This is a genomic window from Streptomyces sp. NPDC007917 (genome assembly GCF_042959105.1).
GTDB lineage: Bacteria > Actinomycetota > Actinomycetes > Streptomycetales > Streptomycetaceae > Streptomyces.
The window spans coordinates 91,518-107,922 of the sequence record NZ_JBIBKK010000013.1 but is presented as its reverse complement, the minus strand read 5'-3'; the positions used below and the strand labels follow the sequence as shown (position 1 = coordinate 107,922).

Here is a 16,405-nt window from a genome sequence, read left to right as displayed (position 1 = left end):
GGGGGGCTCGATGGGGCTGGTGGGGGCTCGATGGGGCTCGGGCCGACCCTAGGCGGGCGGGAGATCGGGAAGCCTGGTCCAATCATGGAAAACTGGACCAGTGAGCGACGTCCGTATGACCGATCCGCGTATCAGCGCCGAGCAGCTGGTCAGGGTGGTGGGCGAGTGGCGCAGGCCCGGCACCCCGCTGGTCGCCGCGCTGGCCGAGGCCGTACGGGAGGCCGTGCTCGACGGCCGGCTGCGCACCGGCGGCAGGCTGCCCGCCGAGCGCCGCCTGGCCGCCGCGCTCGGCGTCAGCCGCGGCACCCTGACCGCGGCGCTGACGACGCTGCGGGACGGCGGGTGGGTCCACACCCGGCACGGCAGCGCCAGCACCGTACGGCTGCCTCCCGCGGCCGCCGCGCGCATCGCGCCCCTCTCCGCGACCGGGGAGGCCGGCGCCATGGACCTGCGCCAGGCCGTGCCCGCCGCGCCCCGAGCGGCCTTTCAGGCGGCCATGCTCCGGGCCGCCGAACGGGCGGAGCCGGTGCTGGCCCAGGACGGGGAGCCGGGGCCGGGGCTGCCCGAGCTGCGGTCGCTGATCGCCCGGCGTCACACGGACGAGGGGCTGCCCACCCGGCCCGAGCAGATCCTGGTCACCGCGGGCGCCCGCGCCGCCCTGGCGCTGCTCGTCGCGCATCTGCGCCCGCGCGTCGCGGCCGTCGAGATCCCCACCTATGTCGGCGCCCTCCCCTTGCTGCGCGGGGCCGGAGCCCGCCTGGCCGGCTGCCGGGTCACCGGCGACGGCTGGGACCTCGACCAGCTCGACGACGCGTTCCGCGCGGCGCGCGGCGGACTGGCCTACCTGGTGCCCGACTTCCAGAATCCGACCGGCGCGCTCATGGACCCCCGCACCCGGCGGGCCGTCGCCGAGTCCGCCGCACGCCACCGGGTCACGGTCGTGGCGGACGAGACGATGCGCGACCTCGACCTGCGCGAGGGCGCCGAGAGCCGGGCGGCGCCGCCCCGCATCCCCCGTGCCCTGCTGATCGGCTCGGCCGCCAAGACCGTATGGAGCGGTCTGCGCATCGGCTGGATCCGGGGGCCGGCCGGCCTGATCGGCGAGCTGTGCGGCACCCCGCTGTGCCCGCCGCTGGCCGCGTCGCCGATGCAGCAGCTCGTGGCAGCCGAGCTGCTGGGCGACCCGATGCCCGTGCTGCTGCGGCGCCGGACGGAGCTGCGGCGGCAGCGCGACCACCTGGCCGGGCTGCTGGCCGGGGACGAGCGCTGGAGCTTCACCGTCCCGCCCGGAGGGCTGGCCCTGTGGCTGCGGCTGACCGGCGCGCGGGCCGACGCGGTGGCGGAGCGGGCCCGTGCGCTGGGGGTGGAGGTGTCCCCCGGCCCGGGCTTCGCGGCCGACCGCACCCTCACCCACTACCTGCGGCTGCCCTACACGCCGCCGCCCTCCGCCCTCGATCGCGTCGCGGCCGTCCTGGACGCGGCGTGCGGGCCTTGACAAGGCGCGTACGCCGCGACAAAGGCGCGTACGCCGCGTCCTGACGAGCGGGGCCGCCCCGGTTGATGTGGGGGCGGATGTGCACGACGCTGGATCTGCGCGCCCTAGTGACCTCCCCTCGGAGGCCGGGGCCAGGCGTGCTGAAGGTGGACAGATCGACGATGACGGGCCACGAGACCTCCCCTCCCTTTGGCGACGGGCTCGGCGACCGGTGGAACGACCCGTTCGACGGGGCGGCCACGGCCAGGGCCACGATCAGCGCTGACGCCGTCGTGACCAGCTGGAACGAGGGGGCCCGGCGGCTGCTCGGCCACCTTCCCTCGGAGGTGGTGGGGCGGCGGGCCGCCTCGCTGCTCGCCGAGGAGGTCTCCCCCACCGACGTACGGGCCGTCGCGGCCCTCCCCCGCTGGAGCGGAACGCTGACCCTGCGCCACCGCGACGGCCGCCCCGTACGGGTCAGGCTGCTGGCCCACCGCGGGGAGGCGGCCGACGACGGGCCGGGCGACTGGCTGCTGGTCGCCCCGCTCCCGGACGCCGGGGTCGCCGGGGAGGCCGGGGCGCTCGAGGAGGTGGAGGACTACACCCTGCTGGTACTGGCCTCCCAGCAGGCCCCCTGCGCCGTGGCGATCTACGACAGGAAGCTGCGGCTGCGCAAGATCAACGATCAGATGACCCAGGTCATCGGCCTGCCCGAGGACGACATCCGCGGCCTGCGGCTGTCGGAGATCGGCGGGATGCCGGAGAGCGAGGAGCTCGAACGGCACATGGCCGAGGTGCTGCGCACCGGCGAGCGGCACGAGGTGGAGACGCACCGCCGCGTCGGCGCCGAGGCCCACGCACACGCCTGGTCCGCCCGCCTCGCCCCGGTCAGGACACCGGACGGCGAGGTGCGGGGCGTCTGCCTGGCCGCCCATGACATCACCGAGCAGTACCTCGCCCGGCAGCGGCTGCTGCTGCTCAGCGAGTCCAGCGTGCGCATCGGCACCACGCTCGACGTCACCCGGACCGCGCAGGAGCTGGCCGACGTGGGCGTCTTGGGCCTGGCCGACTTCGTCAGCGTCGATCTGCTGGAGCGGCTGGGCCAGGACGAGGGGGCCGAGGAGTTCGCCGAGCCCCCGCCCGGCCCGCTCTCCGGCCCGGTGGTGCTGCGCCGGATCGCCCACCGGTCCGTCCTCCCCGGCGCCCCGGAGTCCGTGGTGAAGCTGGGGCAGGTGGGCACCTATCCGCGGTTCTCCCCGCAGGCCGAGTCCCTGGCGTCGGGCCGTCCCGGCCTCAGCCGCTCGACCGACCCCGCCTTCGGGCGCTGGGTGGCCGAGAGCCCCGCCCTCGCCGCCATGCTGCGCGTCCACCCCCTCCACTCGATGATGTCGGTGCCGATCCGGGCCCGCGGGGTCACCCTCGGAGTGGCCACCTTCTCCCGGCACACCCGGCCCGATCCGTTCACCCAGGACGACGCGCTGCTCGCCGAGGAGATCACCGCCCGGGCCGCCGTCTGCCTGGACAACGCGCGCCGCTTCACCCGGGAGCGCGACACCGCCCTGGCGCTGCAGCGCAGCCTGCTGCCGCAGACGCTGCCCAGGCCCACGGCGCTGGACATCGCCTTCCGCTACCAGCCCGCCGGGCCGTACGCCGGGGTGGGCGGCGACTGGTTCGATGTGATCCCGCTGTCCGGGGCGCGGGTCGCGCTGGTCGTCGGCGACGTGGTCGGCCACGGCATCCAGGCCTCGGCCACGATGGGCCGGCTGCGCACGGCGGTGCGCACCCTGGCCGACGTGGACCTGCCGCCCGACGAACTGCTCACCCACCTCGACGACCTCGTGATCCACCTGTCCGCCGGGGGCGCCGCGCCCAGCCCCGCCGGGGACGTCGCGCCCACCGAGGACTTCACCCCCACCGGGGACGTCGGGGCCACCTGTCTGTACGCGGTGTACGACCCGGTCGCCCGCCGCTGCTCGCTGGCCCGCGCGGGCCATCCGCCACCGGTCCTGGTGGCCCCCGACGGCACGGCGCGCCCCGTCCCGGTGCCGGCCGCGCCGCCGCTGGGCGTCGGCGGGCTGCCCTTCGAAGCGGTCGAGCTCGAGATGCCCGAGGACGCGGTGCTCGCCCTCTACACCGACGGCCTGATCGGCGGCCGGGGCCGTGACCTCGACGAAGGGCTCACCGCCCTCACCGAGGCCCTGACCCGCCCGTCCCCCTCCCTGGACGCCGGGTGCGACAGCGTGCTGCGCACGCTGCTCCCCGAGCACGGCGCCTCCGACGACGTCGCCCTCCTGCTGGCCCGCACCCGCGGCCTGGACGCGTCGCGGGTGGCGACCTGGGACGTGCCCGACGACCCGGCCCTCGTGGCCCGGGCCCGCCGGCACGTGACGGACCAGCTGATGGCCTGGGGCCTGGAGGAGACCGTCTTCACCACCGAACTGGTCGTCAGCGAGCTGGTCACCAACGCCATGCGGCACGCCACCTCGCCCATCCAGCTGCGCCTCATCTACGACCACACCCTGATCTGCGAGGTCTCCGACGGCAGCAACACCGCCCCGCACCTGCGCCGCGCCCGCGTCTTCGACGAGGGCGGGCGCGGGCTGCTGCTGGTCGCCCAGCTCAGCCTGCGCTGGGGCAGCCGGCACTCGGCGACCGGGAAGACGATCTGGGCGGAGCAGGCGCTGCCGTCGCCCGAGTCATGACGGTGGAGCCGCGCCATGGCGGTGGAGCCGTGTCATGGCGGTGGAGCCGTGTCATGGCGGTGGTGCTGCATCGTGCGAAGCCGTATCAGCCGCCCGGGCGCGTGGCGCGGGCTTCGGCCTGAGGGGTCTGCTGGACGAGCACCGTGGTGGCGCGCTCCAGGAGGTCGCACAACATGGCGTGCTCGTCCGGGGTGAAGGCGTCGGTGAGGGCGCGTTCGAGCACGATCACCTCGCCGTAGGCGCCCTCGAGCACTTCATTGCCCTGATCGGTCAAGGAGGCGAGCAGCACCTTGGCGTGCACGGATGACGGCCGGCGGGCGATGAGCTGCTTTCTTTGCAGACCGGTCAGGACGGAGGCCATGGTCTGCTGGGTGACCCCGGCGGCGCGGGCGAGTTGCGCGCCGGACATGTCCTCCTGGCGCGACAGCGCGAGCAGGACCGTGTACTGCGTCATGGTGAGGCCGTAGCCGCGCAGGACCGCCTCATGGTGGGCCATCAGGGCCTGTTCGGTACGGCGGATGCGCGTGCACAGGTACTCCTCGGCCGGGATCTCGGTCACGTCGCCCTCCATCTTTCACAGAACCCTTGGTTGACTCAGGTAGCTGACACTCATTAGCGTCTTCTGTATCAGGATACTGATTCACCTCAGGGAGCAGTGACCATGAAGGCTGTCGTCCTGGACACCGACGACCGATTCCACCTCACCGACATCGACCAGCCCGCCCCTGGCCCCGGCGAGGTCGCGATCCGCGTTCAGTACGCGGGCATCCAGTGGGGCGATGTCCTCCTGCGCGACGGCCACTTTCCCGTGCCGCGACCGTTCGTGCCCGGCTTCGAGGCGGCCGGGCACATCGTCGCCGTCGGCGAGGGCGTCGCCGAAGACCGCCTCGGGCAGCAGGTGGCGGCGCTGACCAGCGGCGGGGCCTACGCCGAGGTGGTGGTGGCGCCCGCCGCGCTCAGCTTCGACACCTTCGGCACGGACCTGCGGACCGCCGCCGGGTGCGGCTGGGCCGCCCTCACCGCCTACGACCTGATCCACAGCGTTGGCCGGGTGCGTCCCGGCGAGAGCGTCCTCATCCATGCGGCGGCCGGCGGCGTCGGCAGCCTCGCCGCCCAGGTCGCCAGAACCGCCGGCGCCGGCCGTATCGTCGGCGTCGTCAAAGACGCCCAACGCGCCGCTTACGCCGCCCGATTCGGCTACGACCAGCTGATCACGCGTGAGGAGTTCACCCAGGAGTTCACCGACGCTCCCGACGCCCCCGACGCTCCCGACCAGGAGCTGTTCGACGTGATCCTGGATCCCGTCGGCGGGCCGGTACGCGAGACCAACCTGCGGCGCCTCGCACCGCACGGCCGACTGGCGATCTACGGCAACCTCGCCACCTTCGAGCCCGTCGCGCTCAGCGCCAACGATCTGCTGATGAGCGGCAAGTCCGCGCTGACGTACAACAGCAACCTGCTCAGCCAGACCCACCCCGACCGCCTGGCCGAAAGCGCCCGGGAGGCACTTCAGTCGGTGGCCGCCGGGCGAATCCGTCCGGATGTCACCGCCGAGTACGAGATGGCCGACCTCGCCGAGGCCGTACAGCGCCTGGCCGATGGAGCCACCCGCGGCAAGAGCGTCCTCCGCATCGCCGCCTGAGCGCCCGAGTCGGACAACGAATTCCATGCCTCACGCCGAGGCCTCACGGGCCGGGGACGGGACGGGGCGCATGCCGTCGTGGCTGCGCAGCAGGGGGTTGCCGTTGCGCAGCAGCCACTGCCGGTACGCCGCGCTCGCCCAGGCCGCCTCCAGATAGGAGTCCCTGAGGTCGTGGAAGAGCGCGTCCACCTCGGGCGGGTCGGCGGCGTGGGAGAGCAGGGACAGGCGGAGGGTGAGGGGGTCGTCGCGGAGGGGGCGGATGGTGAGGCCGGGGCGGGGGGTGGCGGTGGGGCGGCAGGGGGTGATGAGTTCGCCGGAGGCGACCAGGTCGGCGGCGGTGGGGTAGTCGCCGTAGACGACGCGGGGTCTTCGGCCCGTCGTGGCGAAGGCGCGGCGGAGGGTGGCTTCCTGGCCGTCCAGGGCGGGGTCGACCATCCACTGGTCGGCGGCGAGGTCGGCGAGGGGGACGACGGGGCGGGCGGCGGCCGGGTGGGTGGCGGGGAGGGCGACGAACTGGGGCTCGCGGGCGACGAGGACGCGTCGCCGTACGCCGTCGGGGACGCGCGGCGGGGCGCCCTCGGCCTCGTGGACGAAGGCGACGTCCAGCTGGCTCTCGGCGACCATCCGCAGCAGCGAGTCGGCCCAGACGTCTATGTGGATCGTGGTGTCCGCGTCGGGGAAGCGGGCCCTAAGGCGGCGCAGCCATCCCGCCACGGCCTGGCTGCCCGTGCTGCCGACGCGCAGCCGGGTGCCGGTGGCCCGGCCGGCCTCCTGCCTGGCCTCGGTGACCAGGGCGTTCATTTCGGCCACGATGGGCCGGGCCCGGCACAGCACGGAACGCCCGAGCGGGGTCGGTCGGCTGCCGGTGAGCTCGCGCGAGAACAGCGGGCCGCCGATGGCGTTCTCGATGCGCCTGAGCTGAGTCGTCAACGAGGGCTGGCTCATGCCCAGCTGCCGGGCGGCCTTCCGTAAGCTGCCGGCGTCGGCGATGGCGCACAGTGCGCGAAGGTGCCTGACCTCGAGCTCCACGGCGTGAGCATAACGGCGGGTCAGGACGTCACACCAGACACTCAATGCCCATGAACACCACATCCCGGGCGCCCAATTGGGGCCGGCGCGGACGACCGAAAACGCCGCGGCACACGGGGGGCTATGTGATGGTGCTATCGCCTGTTGATATCTCCGCGTAGCGCCGGATCTCACCAAGACTTCGGGGCACCAAGCGTTCATCCCACGGCCTCGGCCCGCCGCCCCACACCGCGGCGGCCGGCCGGGTCCTGACGGACGATGAGGAGCCCCCCACATGAGATTCTCCACGTCTGCGCTCGTGGCCACGCTGGGCCTCGGCCTGGCCTCGACCCTGTCCGCCGTACCCGCTTCCGCCGCCACCCCCGACGGTGGCGCCGTCAGCCACACCACCAAGTCCGCGTACATCGCGAGCGGCGAGAGCCGCGGCGACACCGACGCCTTCCTCCAGGCCGTGATCAAGTCGGTGCTGGCCAAGCGGGGCGTGGTGCCCGGCACGCAGGCCGTCACCGTCACCTACAGCACCAGCAAGGCCCCGAGCTTCAGGTCCGTGATAGCGCGCTCCACCCAGATCTGGAACTCCGCGGTGAGCAATGTGCAGCTGAGGGAGGGCAGCAACGCCGACTTCGAGTACCGCGAGGGCAACGACCCGAGCGGCTCGTACGCGAGCACGGACGGCCACGGCCGCGGCTACATCTTCCTGGACTTCGCGCAGAACCAGCAGTACGACTCCACCCGTGTCACCGCGCACGAGACCGGCCATGTGCTCGGACTGCCGGACCACTACTCGGGTCCGTGCAGCGAGCTGATGTCGGGCGGCGGGCCGGGCACGTCCTGCAAGAACTCGCAGCCCAACGCGGCCGAGAGGAGCAGGGTCAACCAGCTGTGGGCGAACGGCCTGGCCGGCATCGGCAAGACGCTCGAGGTGAGCGCCCGATAGGGCCACCGCCACCAGCACCTCGCACCGCACCCGGCACCCGTTCCACGCCGGGTGCGGTCCGGTGTCCGCCGGGAGTACGGTAAAGGCACCGAGAGCATTTCGCACATACCGGCCGGATTCCCGCAGACCGGGTCCGGCCGCGGAGAGTGAGCACCATGGAGACCGTCGTCACCGTGGCCGTGATCGCCGCGCTGATCGCCATCGGCGTGGTGGTGATCCACCGGCTCAACGCCCAGCACGGCAGCCGGGTCTCCGCGCTCCGCTACGGCGACACCCCGCCCGGACAACGCCCCCTGCGGCGCCATCGCGCCCTCGGCCGCCGGCGACCGGGCCACCACATCGGCCCCGGCGGCCGGAACCGGCGGGCCTGAGCGATCCGGGCCCCGGTCGGCCAGGGCCCGGTCCCGGTCCCGGACCCGGCGAGGCCTCCGTCAGCCCCGGCCAGGCCCCCGTCAGCCCCGGTCACGGCTGGTCATGGCCCCGCCCCGCCCTCGTCAGTCCTTCCGCAGGGCGTCGGCCAGCGTCGGCACCGGGCACACCACGTCGAGCAGCCCGCCCACCCGCAGGGTGCGCAGGATCAGGGGGCTGTCGCAGACCACCCGCAGCCGGCCGCCGCGGTCCCGCACCCGGCGGTAGGCGCGGCACAGCAGCTCCAGCCCCGAGCAGTCGAAGAAGCACGTCGGGGTCAGGTCGATGACGACGGCGGGCGCGGGCGGGGAGGTGGCCCGGTCCAGCTCCAGGCCGACGCACTCCCGGCCGACGATGTCGATCTCGCCGTGGAGCTCCACGACCGTGTACCCGCCGACCCCGTACGCGCAGGCGTGGGGCGCCGCGCTCAGGTCCGTGCGGAAGCGCTCGGGGGTGATGGCGGCAGGCGGCGGCGCCTCCCGGCGGGGAGCGCCCTGCTGCGTCATCGCGAAATCACCTCGGAACGGCACATTGCCCCCTTTCACCATAGACAGGGTCCCGGAAGCGGACAGAGTCTGCATCGGGGCTGATACCACCGGGTCCTGGGTGACGTGCCCGCGAGCGTAGAGGGGTGACCGCCGGTTACGGAGGTAGGCACCCCATATTTCCCAGAGTAAATGCGCTCGTACGAGTGAATTTCTGTTCTTAATATTGACAGTTTGGCCGGGCGATACGTGGCGACGGTTCAGGCGATGGCGCCGTTGTTCCCTCCGGCGCTCACCTCCCCCGAGCGCGCGACCGCCAGCGCCAGGTCGTCCACGACCTCGAAGGCGTCCTCGAGCCGGACCATCCGCAGCAGCCGGGTGAACCGCGGATCGACGATCACCAGCCGCAGCCGCCCGCCGCGCTCCAGCACACGATTGCGCAGGCGGCACAGCAAGGACACCCCGGCGCAGTCCAGGAAGGTCACCATCCGCAGGTCAAGCACCAGGTTCGGACGCGCCTCACGGGCGAGGGAATCGAGCCGCGCGGAGATCCTGGCCGCGGCGAAGATGTCCAGCTCACCGGTGATCTCGGCCACCGTGACGCCGCCGAGCGCACGCACACGGACACCGAATGCGGGCCGATCGTCAAACATGAAAGCCCCCTTGGGGTGATGGAGGCGACGACCCCGTCAGTACATGACATACCCATCTATCCGCTCACCAGTCAACGAACGCACGGGCAAGTGTCGTTGGACTATGTGCGCCGACCCCGTGAACAACACCCCTCAGAAGCGCGCCGCCCACGGCCAGCAGCCACGCGGGGACGCCCCCGATGGTCAGCAGTTGGTGGTCGTATGTGACGCTGATAGGCGTCGTCCTTCTCCGCGCGCCGGAACTCATGGTCCCCGTCGATGAGTTCAGGCCGCGGAAACGACTGCTGGAAGCCGGTCAGGAACATCGCGCGGCTCCATGCGGTGCGGCGCCAGGACGTACAGCTCGAGGTTCTGCGCCGTCTTCGCCAGCCGCGACAGCCGCATCGGATAGACCAGACGGGTCGAGTCGAAGGTGAGCCGCAGCGGGTCGAGCGTCCCGCCCAGCACCTCCTTGGCCCCGTCGCCCCTGTCGGAGATCACCGCGGGCGCCAGGCGTACCGCCACATACTCCCACTTGGCGCGCACATACGGCTCGAGCCCCTCCGCGAGCCGGTCCGGCAGCTGGAAGCCGTGCTCCTCCAGCCACTCGCGCAGCGCGCCCGGGTCGGTCGCGGTGAGCCGGGCGACGTCGAACGGGCCCAGCCGCTCGCGGCCGACGACGCCCACGCGCGGCGGCGCGCCCGACGAGACGCCGTTCCGGGCCCCGCCCACATACTCGACCTTGCGGTCGTCGAAGGGCCAGTCGCCCGGCCTGGGCCAGAAGTAGTGGCGCGTCCGGTGCACCGGCGCGGTGAGCTCGCGCACCTCGTCGAACAGGGCGCGGTCCCCGAGCCGGACCGTCGCCCGGTTGGGCACCGGCATGATCCACCCCGGCCACGACATCCGTCCCCCGACGTACCGCACTCCGGACCTGCCCGCTCGCGGCTCCGGCTCCGCCGTACCGCGCGTCCCCGTGGTGTTCACCGTGCCCGTATCCCGCCTGACCGGCGGACACGACCTCAGACGGTGGCGACGAGGGATCCGGTTCCTTGGCTGGAAAGGTGGAAAGCTCCAGATCTCGGGGCGCAATGTTGGTACGTAACGGCGCGCGCGGTGCCCGTGCGCCCCACAAGACTGGACCGCACAGCCCGACCGGGCGCCGCCCAGCCCGCGCACCCGGGCGGCGGCCGGATGGACGACACCCGCGCGAAGGGGCGAAACGATGACGCTGACCGTGACGGGTTCACGCATAGCCGCCGTCGGCCACTACCAGCCCGCCAGGGTGCTCACCAACGACGACCTGGCGGCCATGGTCGACACCAGCGACGAATGGATCCGCACCCGGGTCGGCATCCGCACCCGGCACATCGCCCGCGCGGACGAGACGGTGGACGAGATGGCCGCCGCCGCGGCCAGCAAGGCCCTCGCCTCGAGCGGGCTCACGCCCGCCGACATCGACCTCGTGGTCGTCGCCACGTCCACGGCGATCGACCGCAGCCCCAACATGGCGGCCCGCGTCGCCGCCCGGCTCGGCCTCGGCTCCCCCGCCACCTTGGACATCAATGTGGTGTGCGCCGGCTTCACCCACGCCCTGGCCACCGCCGACCACACCATCCGGGCCGGGGCGGCCACCGCCGCCCTGGTCATCGGCGCCGACAAGTTCACCGAGGCGGCCGACTGGACCGACCGCTCCAGCTGTGTGCTGCTCGGCGACGGCGCCGGCGCGGCGGTCGTGGTGGCCGACGACCGGACGGAGAAGACAGAGAAGACGGAGAAGGGGGACGGGGCCGACGGAATCCCGGGGATCGGTCCCGTGGTCTGGGGCTCGGTGCCCGAGATGGGCCACGCCGTACGCATCGAGGGCACCCCGCCCCGCTTCTCCCAGGAGGGCCAGGCCGTCTACCGCTGGGCCACCACCCAGCTGCCGCCCATCGCGCGCGAGGTGTGCGCGCGGGCCGGGGTCGCCCCCGAGGACCTGGCCGGGGTGGTGCTGCACCAGGCGAACCTGCGGATCATCGAGCCGGTCGCGCGCAAGCTCGGCGCCACCAACGCGGTCATCGCGCGCGATGTCGTCGACTCCGGCAACACCTCGGCGGCCAGCGTGCCGCTCGCGCTCTCCAAGCTGGTCGAGCGGCGGGAGATCGCCCCGGGCGGACCGGTGCTGCTCTTCGGCTTCGGCGGCAATCTGTCGTACGCGGGTCAGGTCATCCGCTGCCCCTGAGCGCGCGGCACGCCGCGTCCGATTCGTTCAAGACCGGCGGTCTCCCGCGTGCCTACGCTGCCCGCATGACAGCACGATTCGACGCGATCGGCCTGGTCGTGACCGACCTGGCCGCATCTCTCGCCTTCTACCGACGCCTCGGTCTGGACATCCCCGCCGACGCCGACACCCAGCCGCATGTCGAGGCGGTCCTGCCGGGCGGGCTGCGCCTGATGTGGGACCCCGTCGAGACGGTCCGCTCCTTCGACCCGGACTGGACGCCGTCGTCGGGCGGGTCCAGCCGCATCGGTCTGGCCTTCGCGTGTGACAGCCCGGCGGATGTGGACAAGACGTACGCCGAACTCGTCCAGTCGGGCGTGCGCGGCTACAAGCAGCCGTGGGACGCGTTCTGGGGGCACCGCTACGCCACCGTCCTCGACCCGGACGGCAATGGCGTCGACCTGTTCGCGCCCCTGGCCGCCGACTGAGCGGGCGCGGCTACGAGAGCGGCCGTGGCGGCGCCAGCAGCCGGCCAAGCGGCACCCCGGTCAGCGCCCTGACCTCGCGTGCGAGATGGGCCTGGTCGGCGTATCCGGTGACGGCCGCGACCTCGGCGAAGGCCGTCCCCGCCCGCGCCGCGTCCAGCGCGCGGTTCAGCCGCAGGACCCGGGCCAGCGTCTTGGGGCCGTAGCCGAACGCCGCGAGGGACCGCCGGTGCAGCTGCCGCTCCCCGAGGCCCACCGCCGCGGCGACCTCGGCGACGCTCCGGCCGCCTGAGAGCCCCGCCACGACCGCGCCGGCCACCGGATCGGGCGGCTCCGCCCGGCGCAGCCGGTCCAGCGCGACGGCTTCCAGGAGGCGGCCGGGGCTGCGAGCGCCCGCGCCGCCGCCGTCCGCCGCCTCCGCCAGCCGCTCCGCGAGCCGCCGCACCTCGGCGTCCGGCCACAGCGCCGCCAGCGGCACCCGCTGGTCGCGCAGTTCATGCGCCGGCACCCCGAGCACGGCCGGGCCGGTGCCGGGGGCGAACCGCAGCCCGACCCAGCGGGTGCCCGGTGCGCCCTGGGCGAGATGGGCCCGGGTGTCGGGACCGGCCACGAACAGCTCCCCGTCCGGGGCGGCCGGATCGCCGTGGCTCCAGATCACATCAGTGCAGCCGTCCGGCAGCACCCGCTGCGGCCCGGCCCCGGCGGTACGGGACCACACCACCGCCCGGCCGCCCAGCGGCCCTGATCCCCACTCCTGGTACGGCACCTCGTCAGGGAACCTCGCGCAGATACATCGCGCCACAGGAATGGCAGAAGGGCACCGAGTCGTCCGTGGCCCAGATCTCCGCCGACTGCGTCTCCGCGTCCGGGGCCAGCTCGCGCCCGCACATCGCGGTCGTGCCGTTGCCGCGGACCATGTGCCAGATCTTGACCGGCGCCCCGGCCACCCGCCCCGAGCTGCCCTCCTCGTATTCGGCGCGCATCTCGTGCTGCATGCGTACACCTCCTGCTCTCTCCATGGTCCCGCCCGCCCCGACCGTACGCCAGCGGGCACCCGGAGTCCGTGCGGCTAGAAGACGGACCAGCCGGTCAGCGTCGTGAAGTGGTCGAGCGCCGCGGTCCCGGCCAGCGAGTTGCCCCGGGCGTCGAGCCCCGGGCTCCAGACGCACAGCGTGCACCGGCCGGGTATCACGGCGACGATGCCGCCGCCGACACCGCTCTTGCCGGGCAGGCCGACGCGGTAGGCGAAGTCGCCCGCCGCGTCGTACGTACCGCAGGTGAGCATGACCGCGTTGATCCGCTTCGCCTGGCGGGGCGACAGCAGCCGGGAGCCGTCCGCGCGCAGCCCGTGCCGGGCCAGGAAGCCGCCCGCGACGGCCAGGTCGCGGCAGCTCATCTCGATCGAGCACTGCCAGAAATAGTGCTCGAGGACGGTGGGGACCGGATTGTCGAGGTTGCCGTAGCTCGCCATGAAGTGCGCGAGGGCGGCGTTGCGGTCGCCGTGCTCGGACTCGGAGGCGGCGACGACGCGGTCGAAGGCAAGGTCGGGGTTGCCGCTCTCGGCACGCAGGAACTCCAGCATGGTGGTGCTGGCGTCGCCGGTCAGGGTCTGCAGCCGGTCGGTGACGACCAGGGCGCCGGCGTTGATGAACGGATTGCGCGGGATGCCGTTCTCGTACTCCAGCTGCACCAGGGAGTTGAAGGGGTTGCCGGAAGGCTCCCGGCCGACCCGCCGCCAGATCCGCTCGCCGTCCTGTTCGAGGACGAGCGCGAGGCTGAACGCCTTGGAGATGCTCTGTACGGAGAAGGGGACCTCCCAGTCGCCGATCCCGGTCACCATGCCGTCCACGTCCGCGACGGCGATGCCGAACCGGTGCGGGTCCACCGACGCGAGGGCGGGGATGTACTGGGCCACCTCGCCCCGGCCGATCTGTGGTGCGACGTGGGCCGCGACCTCCTCAAGAACTGCCTGGTAGTCCATGGTGCCGTGGTTCTCCTGCGCCTCGTCGAGCGGATCGGATCGCACGATAACCGGAGCACCCCGCATCGCTTGCACCAGGGATTCATCACCGAGCGTCTTCGTGGGTATGCAGGGGGTGACAGTCGGGCCGCGGTGGGCGGCCCCGCACGACGTGAACGGAGGCGGTCATGGCATCACCCATGTCCGCGGGGGACTTTCTGGCGGCGCTGGAGCGAGAGGGCCTGCGTGTGGTGCAGGTCGGCGACTGGCGGCACCACAACAGAAACCACAAGGGGCCCTGGGGCGAGGTGCACGGCGTAATGATCCACCACACGGTCACCTCGGGCACCGACCTGACCGTCCGGATCTGCCGGGACGGCTTCGAATCGCTGCCCGGCCCGCTGTGCCACGGCGTGATCGCCAAGGACGGCGGGGTGCACCTGGTCGGCTACGGCCGCGCCAACCACGCGGGGCTCGGCGACGACGAGGTGCTGCGCGCCGTGATCGCCGAGAAGGCCCTGCCTCCGGACAACGAGGCGAACACGGACGGCAATCGCTGTTTCTACGGCTTCGAGTGCGAAAACCTCGGCGACGGGAAAGACCCCTGGCCGGAGGCGCAACTGGAGGCCATCGAGCGGGCCGCGGCGGCGATCTGCCGCCATCACGGCTGGACCGAGCGCTCGGTGATCGGCCATCTCGAATGGCAGCCGGGCAAGACGGACCCGCGCGGCTTCACCATGGCCTCGATGCGGGCGCGCATCCGCGACCGGCTGAAGTGACCGGCCGAGGCGACCGGCCGAGGCGACCGGCCGAGAGGGCCTAGCCGTCCGCGGCCTCCTCCCGGTAGGCCGCCGCCTCCTCCAGGTCCAGTCTGCGCAGCAGCGTCCGCAGCATCTCGTCGTCGATCCGCCGGGCGTCGCGGAGTTCCACGAACACCGCGCGCTCGGCGCCGATCACCTCGCGGGCCAGCCTGCGGTAGGTGTCGTCGGCCGACTCCCCCGTCACCTCGTTCACCGCCCCCAGCCGCTCCCACACCGCGTTGCGGCGCCGCTCGAGCACCGCGCGGAGCCGGTCGGCGAGCGGCTCCGGCAGGGCGTTGCGTTCGTCGGCGAGGAGTTCGTCGAGGCGGCGCTCGGCGGCCCGGGACGCCTCGTTCTGCGCCTGCGCCTCCGCCAGGGTCTCGGCCTGGAGGTCACGGCCGGGCAGGGGCAGCAGGCGGATCAGCGTGGGCAGGGTGAGCCCTTGGATGACGAGGGTGCCGATGACGGTCGTGAAGGTCAGGAAGAGGATGAGGTTACGAGCCGGGAAGGGGTCTCCGCCGTGCACGGTCAGCGGGATCGAGAAGGCGATGGCCAGCGAGACCACCCCGCGCATCCCGGCCCAGCCGACGACGACCGGCGCGGTCCAGTCGGTCTCCGGCTCCCGCTCGCGGATCCGGCGGGACAGCGTCCGGGGCAGGAAGGTCGCCGGGAAGACCCAGACGAAGCGTGCGCAGACGACAGCGAGGAAGAGCATGGCCGCGTACCAGGCCGCCTCGCCGGCCCCGTACTCGCCCAGGCCCCGCACCACGACCCGCAGCTGCAGCCCGATCAGCGCGAACACCGCGGACTCCAGCACGAAGGCGATCATCTTCCACACCGCCGACTCCTGGAGCCTGGTGGCGAAGTCGACCTGCCAGGAGTGGTGCCCGAGGTAGAGGGCGACCACGACGACCGCGAGCACGCCCGAGGCATGGACCTGTTCGGCCGCCAGGTACGCGACGAAGGGGATGAGCAGCGAGAGGGTGTTCTGCAGCAGCGGATCGCGCAGCCGGGTGCGCAGCCAGTGCAGCGGCACCATCAGGATCAGACCGACCCCGACCCCGCCGACGGCCGCGAGGGCGAATTCCTTGAGGCCCCCCTCCCAGGTGGCGCCCTCGCCCACCGCCGCGGCCAGCGCCACCTTGTAGGCGGTGATGGCGGTGGCGTCGTTGACCAGGGACTCGCCCTGGAGGACGGTGGTCAGCCGGGAGGGCAGGCCGACCCGCCGGGCGATGGCCGTCGCCGCCACCGCGTCCGGCGGGGCGATGACCGCGCCCAGGACGAGCGCGGCGGTCAGCGGCAGGTCCGGCACCACCAGATAGGCGATCCAGCCGACCACGAGGGTCGCGAAGAGCACATATCCGATCGACAGCAGGGCGACGGGACGGATGTTGGCGCGCAGGTCCAGGTACGAACTCTCGAGCGCCGCCGTGTGCAGCAGGGGCGGCAGTACGAGGGGCAGCACGACGTGCGGATCGAGCGTGTACTCGGGCACGCCGGGCACATACGAGGCGATGAGCCCGGCGGCGACCAGCAGCAGCGGGGCGGGCACCGGTGTCCGGCGGGCCGCGCCCGCGACGGCCGCGCTGCCCGCGACCAGCACCAGCAGTGGCAATACGTCCATGAACCAGCCCGTCCGGATGGTGGTAGT

Annotated in this window: 16 protein-coding genes and 1 pseudogene; 8 read left to right on the top strand and 9 right to left on the bottom strand. The window is 73.1% G+C overall.

What is annotated here, in order from left to right:
* The first annotated feature begins 100 nt into the window (after positions 1 to 100).
* Together ACFZDL_RS25790 and ACFZDL_RS25785 are read left to right on the top strand one after the other, a co-directional pair.
* Positions 101 to 1,495 carry a PLP-dependent aminotransferase family protein gene (locus ACFZDL_RS25790; RefSeq protein WP_353592517.1) on the top strand — a complete coding sequence of 465 codons (1,395 nt, stop codon included), beginning with the start codon at positions 101 to 103 and terminating at the stop codon, positions 1,493 to 1,495.
* Between the two features lie 161 nt (positions 1,496 to 1,656).
* A complete protein-coding gene (locus ACFZDL_RS25785) occupies positions 1,657 to 4,176 on the top strand; it encodes a SpoIIE family protein phosphatase (RefSeq protein ID WP_353592516.1) in 2,520 nt (839 codons plus the stop codon).
* Positions 4,177 to 4,261: 85 nt separating this feature from the next.
* Here the strand turns inward: ACFZDL_RS25785 and ACFZDL_RS25780 are convergent, their stop codons facing one another.
* On the bottom strand, positions 4,262 to 4,735 hold the full coding sequence (locus tag ACFZDL_RS25780) for a MarR family transcriptional regulator (protein ID WP_353592515.1): 474 nt from the start codon (positions 4,733 to 4,735) through the stop codon (positions 4,262 to 4,264).
* 102 nt (positions 4,736 to 4,837) lie between these two features.
* On the opposite strand from ACFZDL_RS25780, the gene ACFZDL_RS25775 reads away from it, so the two are divergent.
* The gene (locus ACFZDL_RS25775; protein WP_353592514.1) at positions 4,838 to 5,818 is read left to right on the top strand and encodes a zinc-binding dehydrogenase; all 981 of its coding nucleotides are present in this window, start codon (positions 4,838 to 4,840) and stop codon (positions 5,816 to 5,818) included.
* A 30-nt stretch (positions 5,819 to 5,848) separates the two neighbouring features.
* Here the strand turns inward: ACFZDL_RS25775 and ACFZDL_RS25770 are convergent, their stop codons facing one another.
* Positions 5,849 to 6,847 carry a LysR family transcriptional regulator gene (locus tag ACFZDL_RS25770; protein ID WP_353592513.1) on the bottom strand — a complete coding sequence of 333 codons (999 nt, stop codon included), beginning with the start codon at positions 6,845 to 6,847 and terminating at the stop codon, positions 5,849 to 5,851.
* A gap of 274 nt (positions 6,848 to 7,121) precedes the next feature.
* On the opposite strand from ACFZDL_RS25770, the gene snpA reads away from it, so the two are divergent.
* Together snpA and ACFZDL_RS25760 are read left to right on the top strand one after the other, a co-directional pair.
* A complete protein-coding gene (gene snpA, locus ACFZDL_RS25765) occupies positions 7,122 to 7,784 on the top strand; it encodes a snapalysin (protein WP_353592512.1) in 663 nt (220 codons plus the stop codon).
* A gap of 155 nt (positions 7,785 to 7,939) precedes the next feature.
* A complete protein-coding gene (locus tag ACFZDL_RS25760) occupies positions 7,940 to 8,155 on the top strand; it encodes a hypothetical protein (protein ID WP_353592511.1) in 216 nt (71 codons plus the stop codon).
* Positions 8,156 to 8,278: 123 nt separating this feature from the next.
* Here ACFZDL_RS25760 and ACFZDL_RS25755 read toward each other — a convergent pair whose 3' ends face one another.
* From ACFZDL_RS25755 to ACFZDL_RS25745, 3 genes and pseudogenes are all read right to left on the bottom strand, one after another.
* On the bottom strand, positions 8,279 to 8,698 hold the full coding sequence (locus ACFZDL_RS25755) for an anti-sigma factor antagonist (protein WP_353592510.1): 420 nt from the start codon (positions 8,696 to 8,698) through the stop codon (positions 8,279 to 8,281).
* Between the two features lie 239 nt (positions 8,699 to 8,937).
* Positions 8,938 to 9,330, bottom strand: coding sequence for an STAS domain-containing protein (locus ACFZDL_RS25750; RefSeq protein ID WP_353592509.1), 393 nt, complete (start codon positions 9,328 to 9,330; stop codon positions 8,938 to 8,940).
* A 64-nt stretch (positions 9,331 to 9,394) separates the two neighbouring features.
* Positions 9,395 to 10,224 (bottom strand): annotated as a pseudogene (locus ACFZDL_RS25745) (DUF2330 domain-containing protein); the annotation flags it as partial.
* 319 nt (positions 10,225 to 10,543) lie between these two features.
* Between ACFZDL_RS25745 and ACFZDL_RS25740 the strand changes: the two are divergent.
* The gene (locus tag ACFZDL_RS25740; RefSeq protein WP_353592670.1) at positions 10,544 to 11,530 is read left to right on the top strand and encodes a beta-ketoacyl-ACP synthase III; all 987 of its coding nucleotides are present in this window, start codon (positions 10,544 to 10,546) and stop codon (positions 11,528 to 11,530) included.
* A 65-nt stretch (positions 11,531 to 11,595) separates the two neighbouring features.
* A complete protein-coding gene (locus tag ACFZDL_RS25735) occupies positions 11,596 to 11,997 on the top strand; it encodes a VOC family protein (protein ID WP_353592508.1) in 402 nt (133 codons plus the stop codon).
* 10 nt (positions 11,998 to 12,007) lie between these two features.
* On the opposite strand, the gene ACFZDL_RS25730 is transcribed toward ACFZDL_RS25735, so the two are convergent.
* From ACFZDL_RS25730 to ACFZDL_RS25720, 3 genes are all read right to left on the bottom strand, one after another.
* Positions 12,008 to 12,760: a DUF6597 domain-containing transcriptional factor gene (locus tag ACFZDL_RS25730; protein WP_391192441.1), complete on the bottom strand. Its 753-nt coding sequence runs from the start codon at positions 12,758 to 12,760 to the stop codon at positions 12,008 to 12,010.
* A 4-nt stretch (positions 12,761 to 12,764) separates the two neighbouring features.
* On the bottom strand, positions 12,765 to 12,989 hold the full coding sequence (locus ACFZDL_RS25725; RefSeq protein ID WP_353592507.1) for a hypothetical protein: 225 nt from the start codon (positions 12,987 to 12,989) through the stop codon (positions 12,765 to 12,767).
* Between the two features lie 74 nt (positions 12,990 to 13,063).
* The gene (locus tag ACFZDL_RS25720) at positions 13,064 to 13,975 is read right to left on the bottom strand and encodes a glutaminase (protein WP_353592668.1); all 912 of its coding nucleotides are present in this window, start codon (positions 13,973 to 13,975) and stop codon (positions 13,064 to 13,066) included.
* Positions 13,976 to 14,142: 167 nt separating this feature from the next.
* Here ACFZDL_RS25720 and ACFZDL_RS25715 point away from each other — a divergent pair, with 167 nt between their 5' ends.
* Positions 14,143 to 14,733 (top strand): N-acetylmuramoyl-L-alanine amidase, encoded by a 591-nt coding sequence (locus ACFZDL_RS25715; RefSeq protein WP_353592506.1) that lies wholly within the window; start codon positions 14,143 to 14,145, stop codon positions 14,731 to 14,733.
* 40 nt (positions 14,734 to 14,773) lie between these two features.
* On the opposite strand, the gene ACFZDL_RS25710 is transcribed toward ACFZDL_RS25715, so the two are convergent.
* On the bottom strand, positions 14,774 to 16,378 hold the full coding sequence (locus ACFZDL_RS25710) for a Na+/H+ antiporter (protein ID WP_353592505.1): 1,605 nt from the start codon (positions 16,376 to 16,378) through the stop codon (positions 14,774 to 14,776).
* Positions 16,379 to 16,405 lie beyond the last annotated feature (27 nt).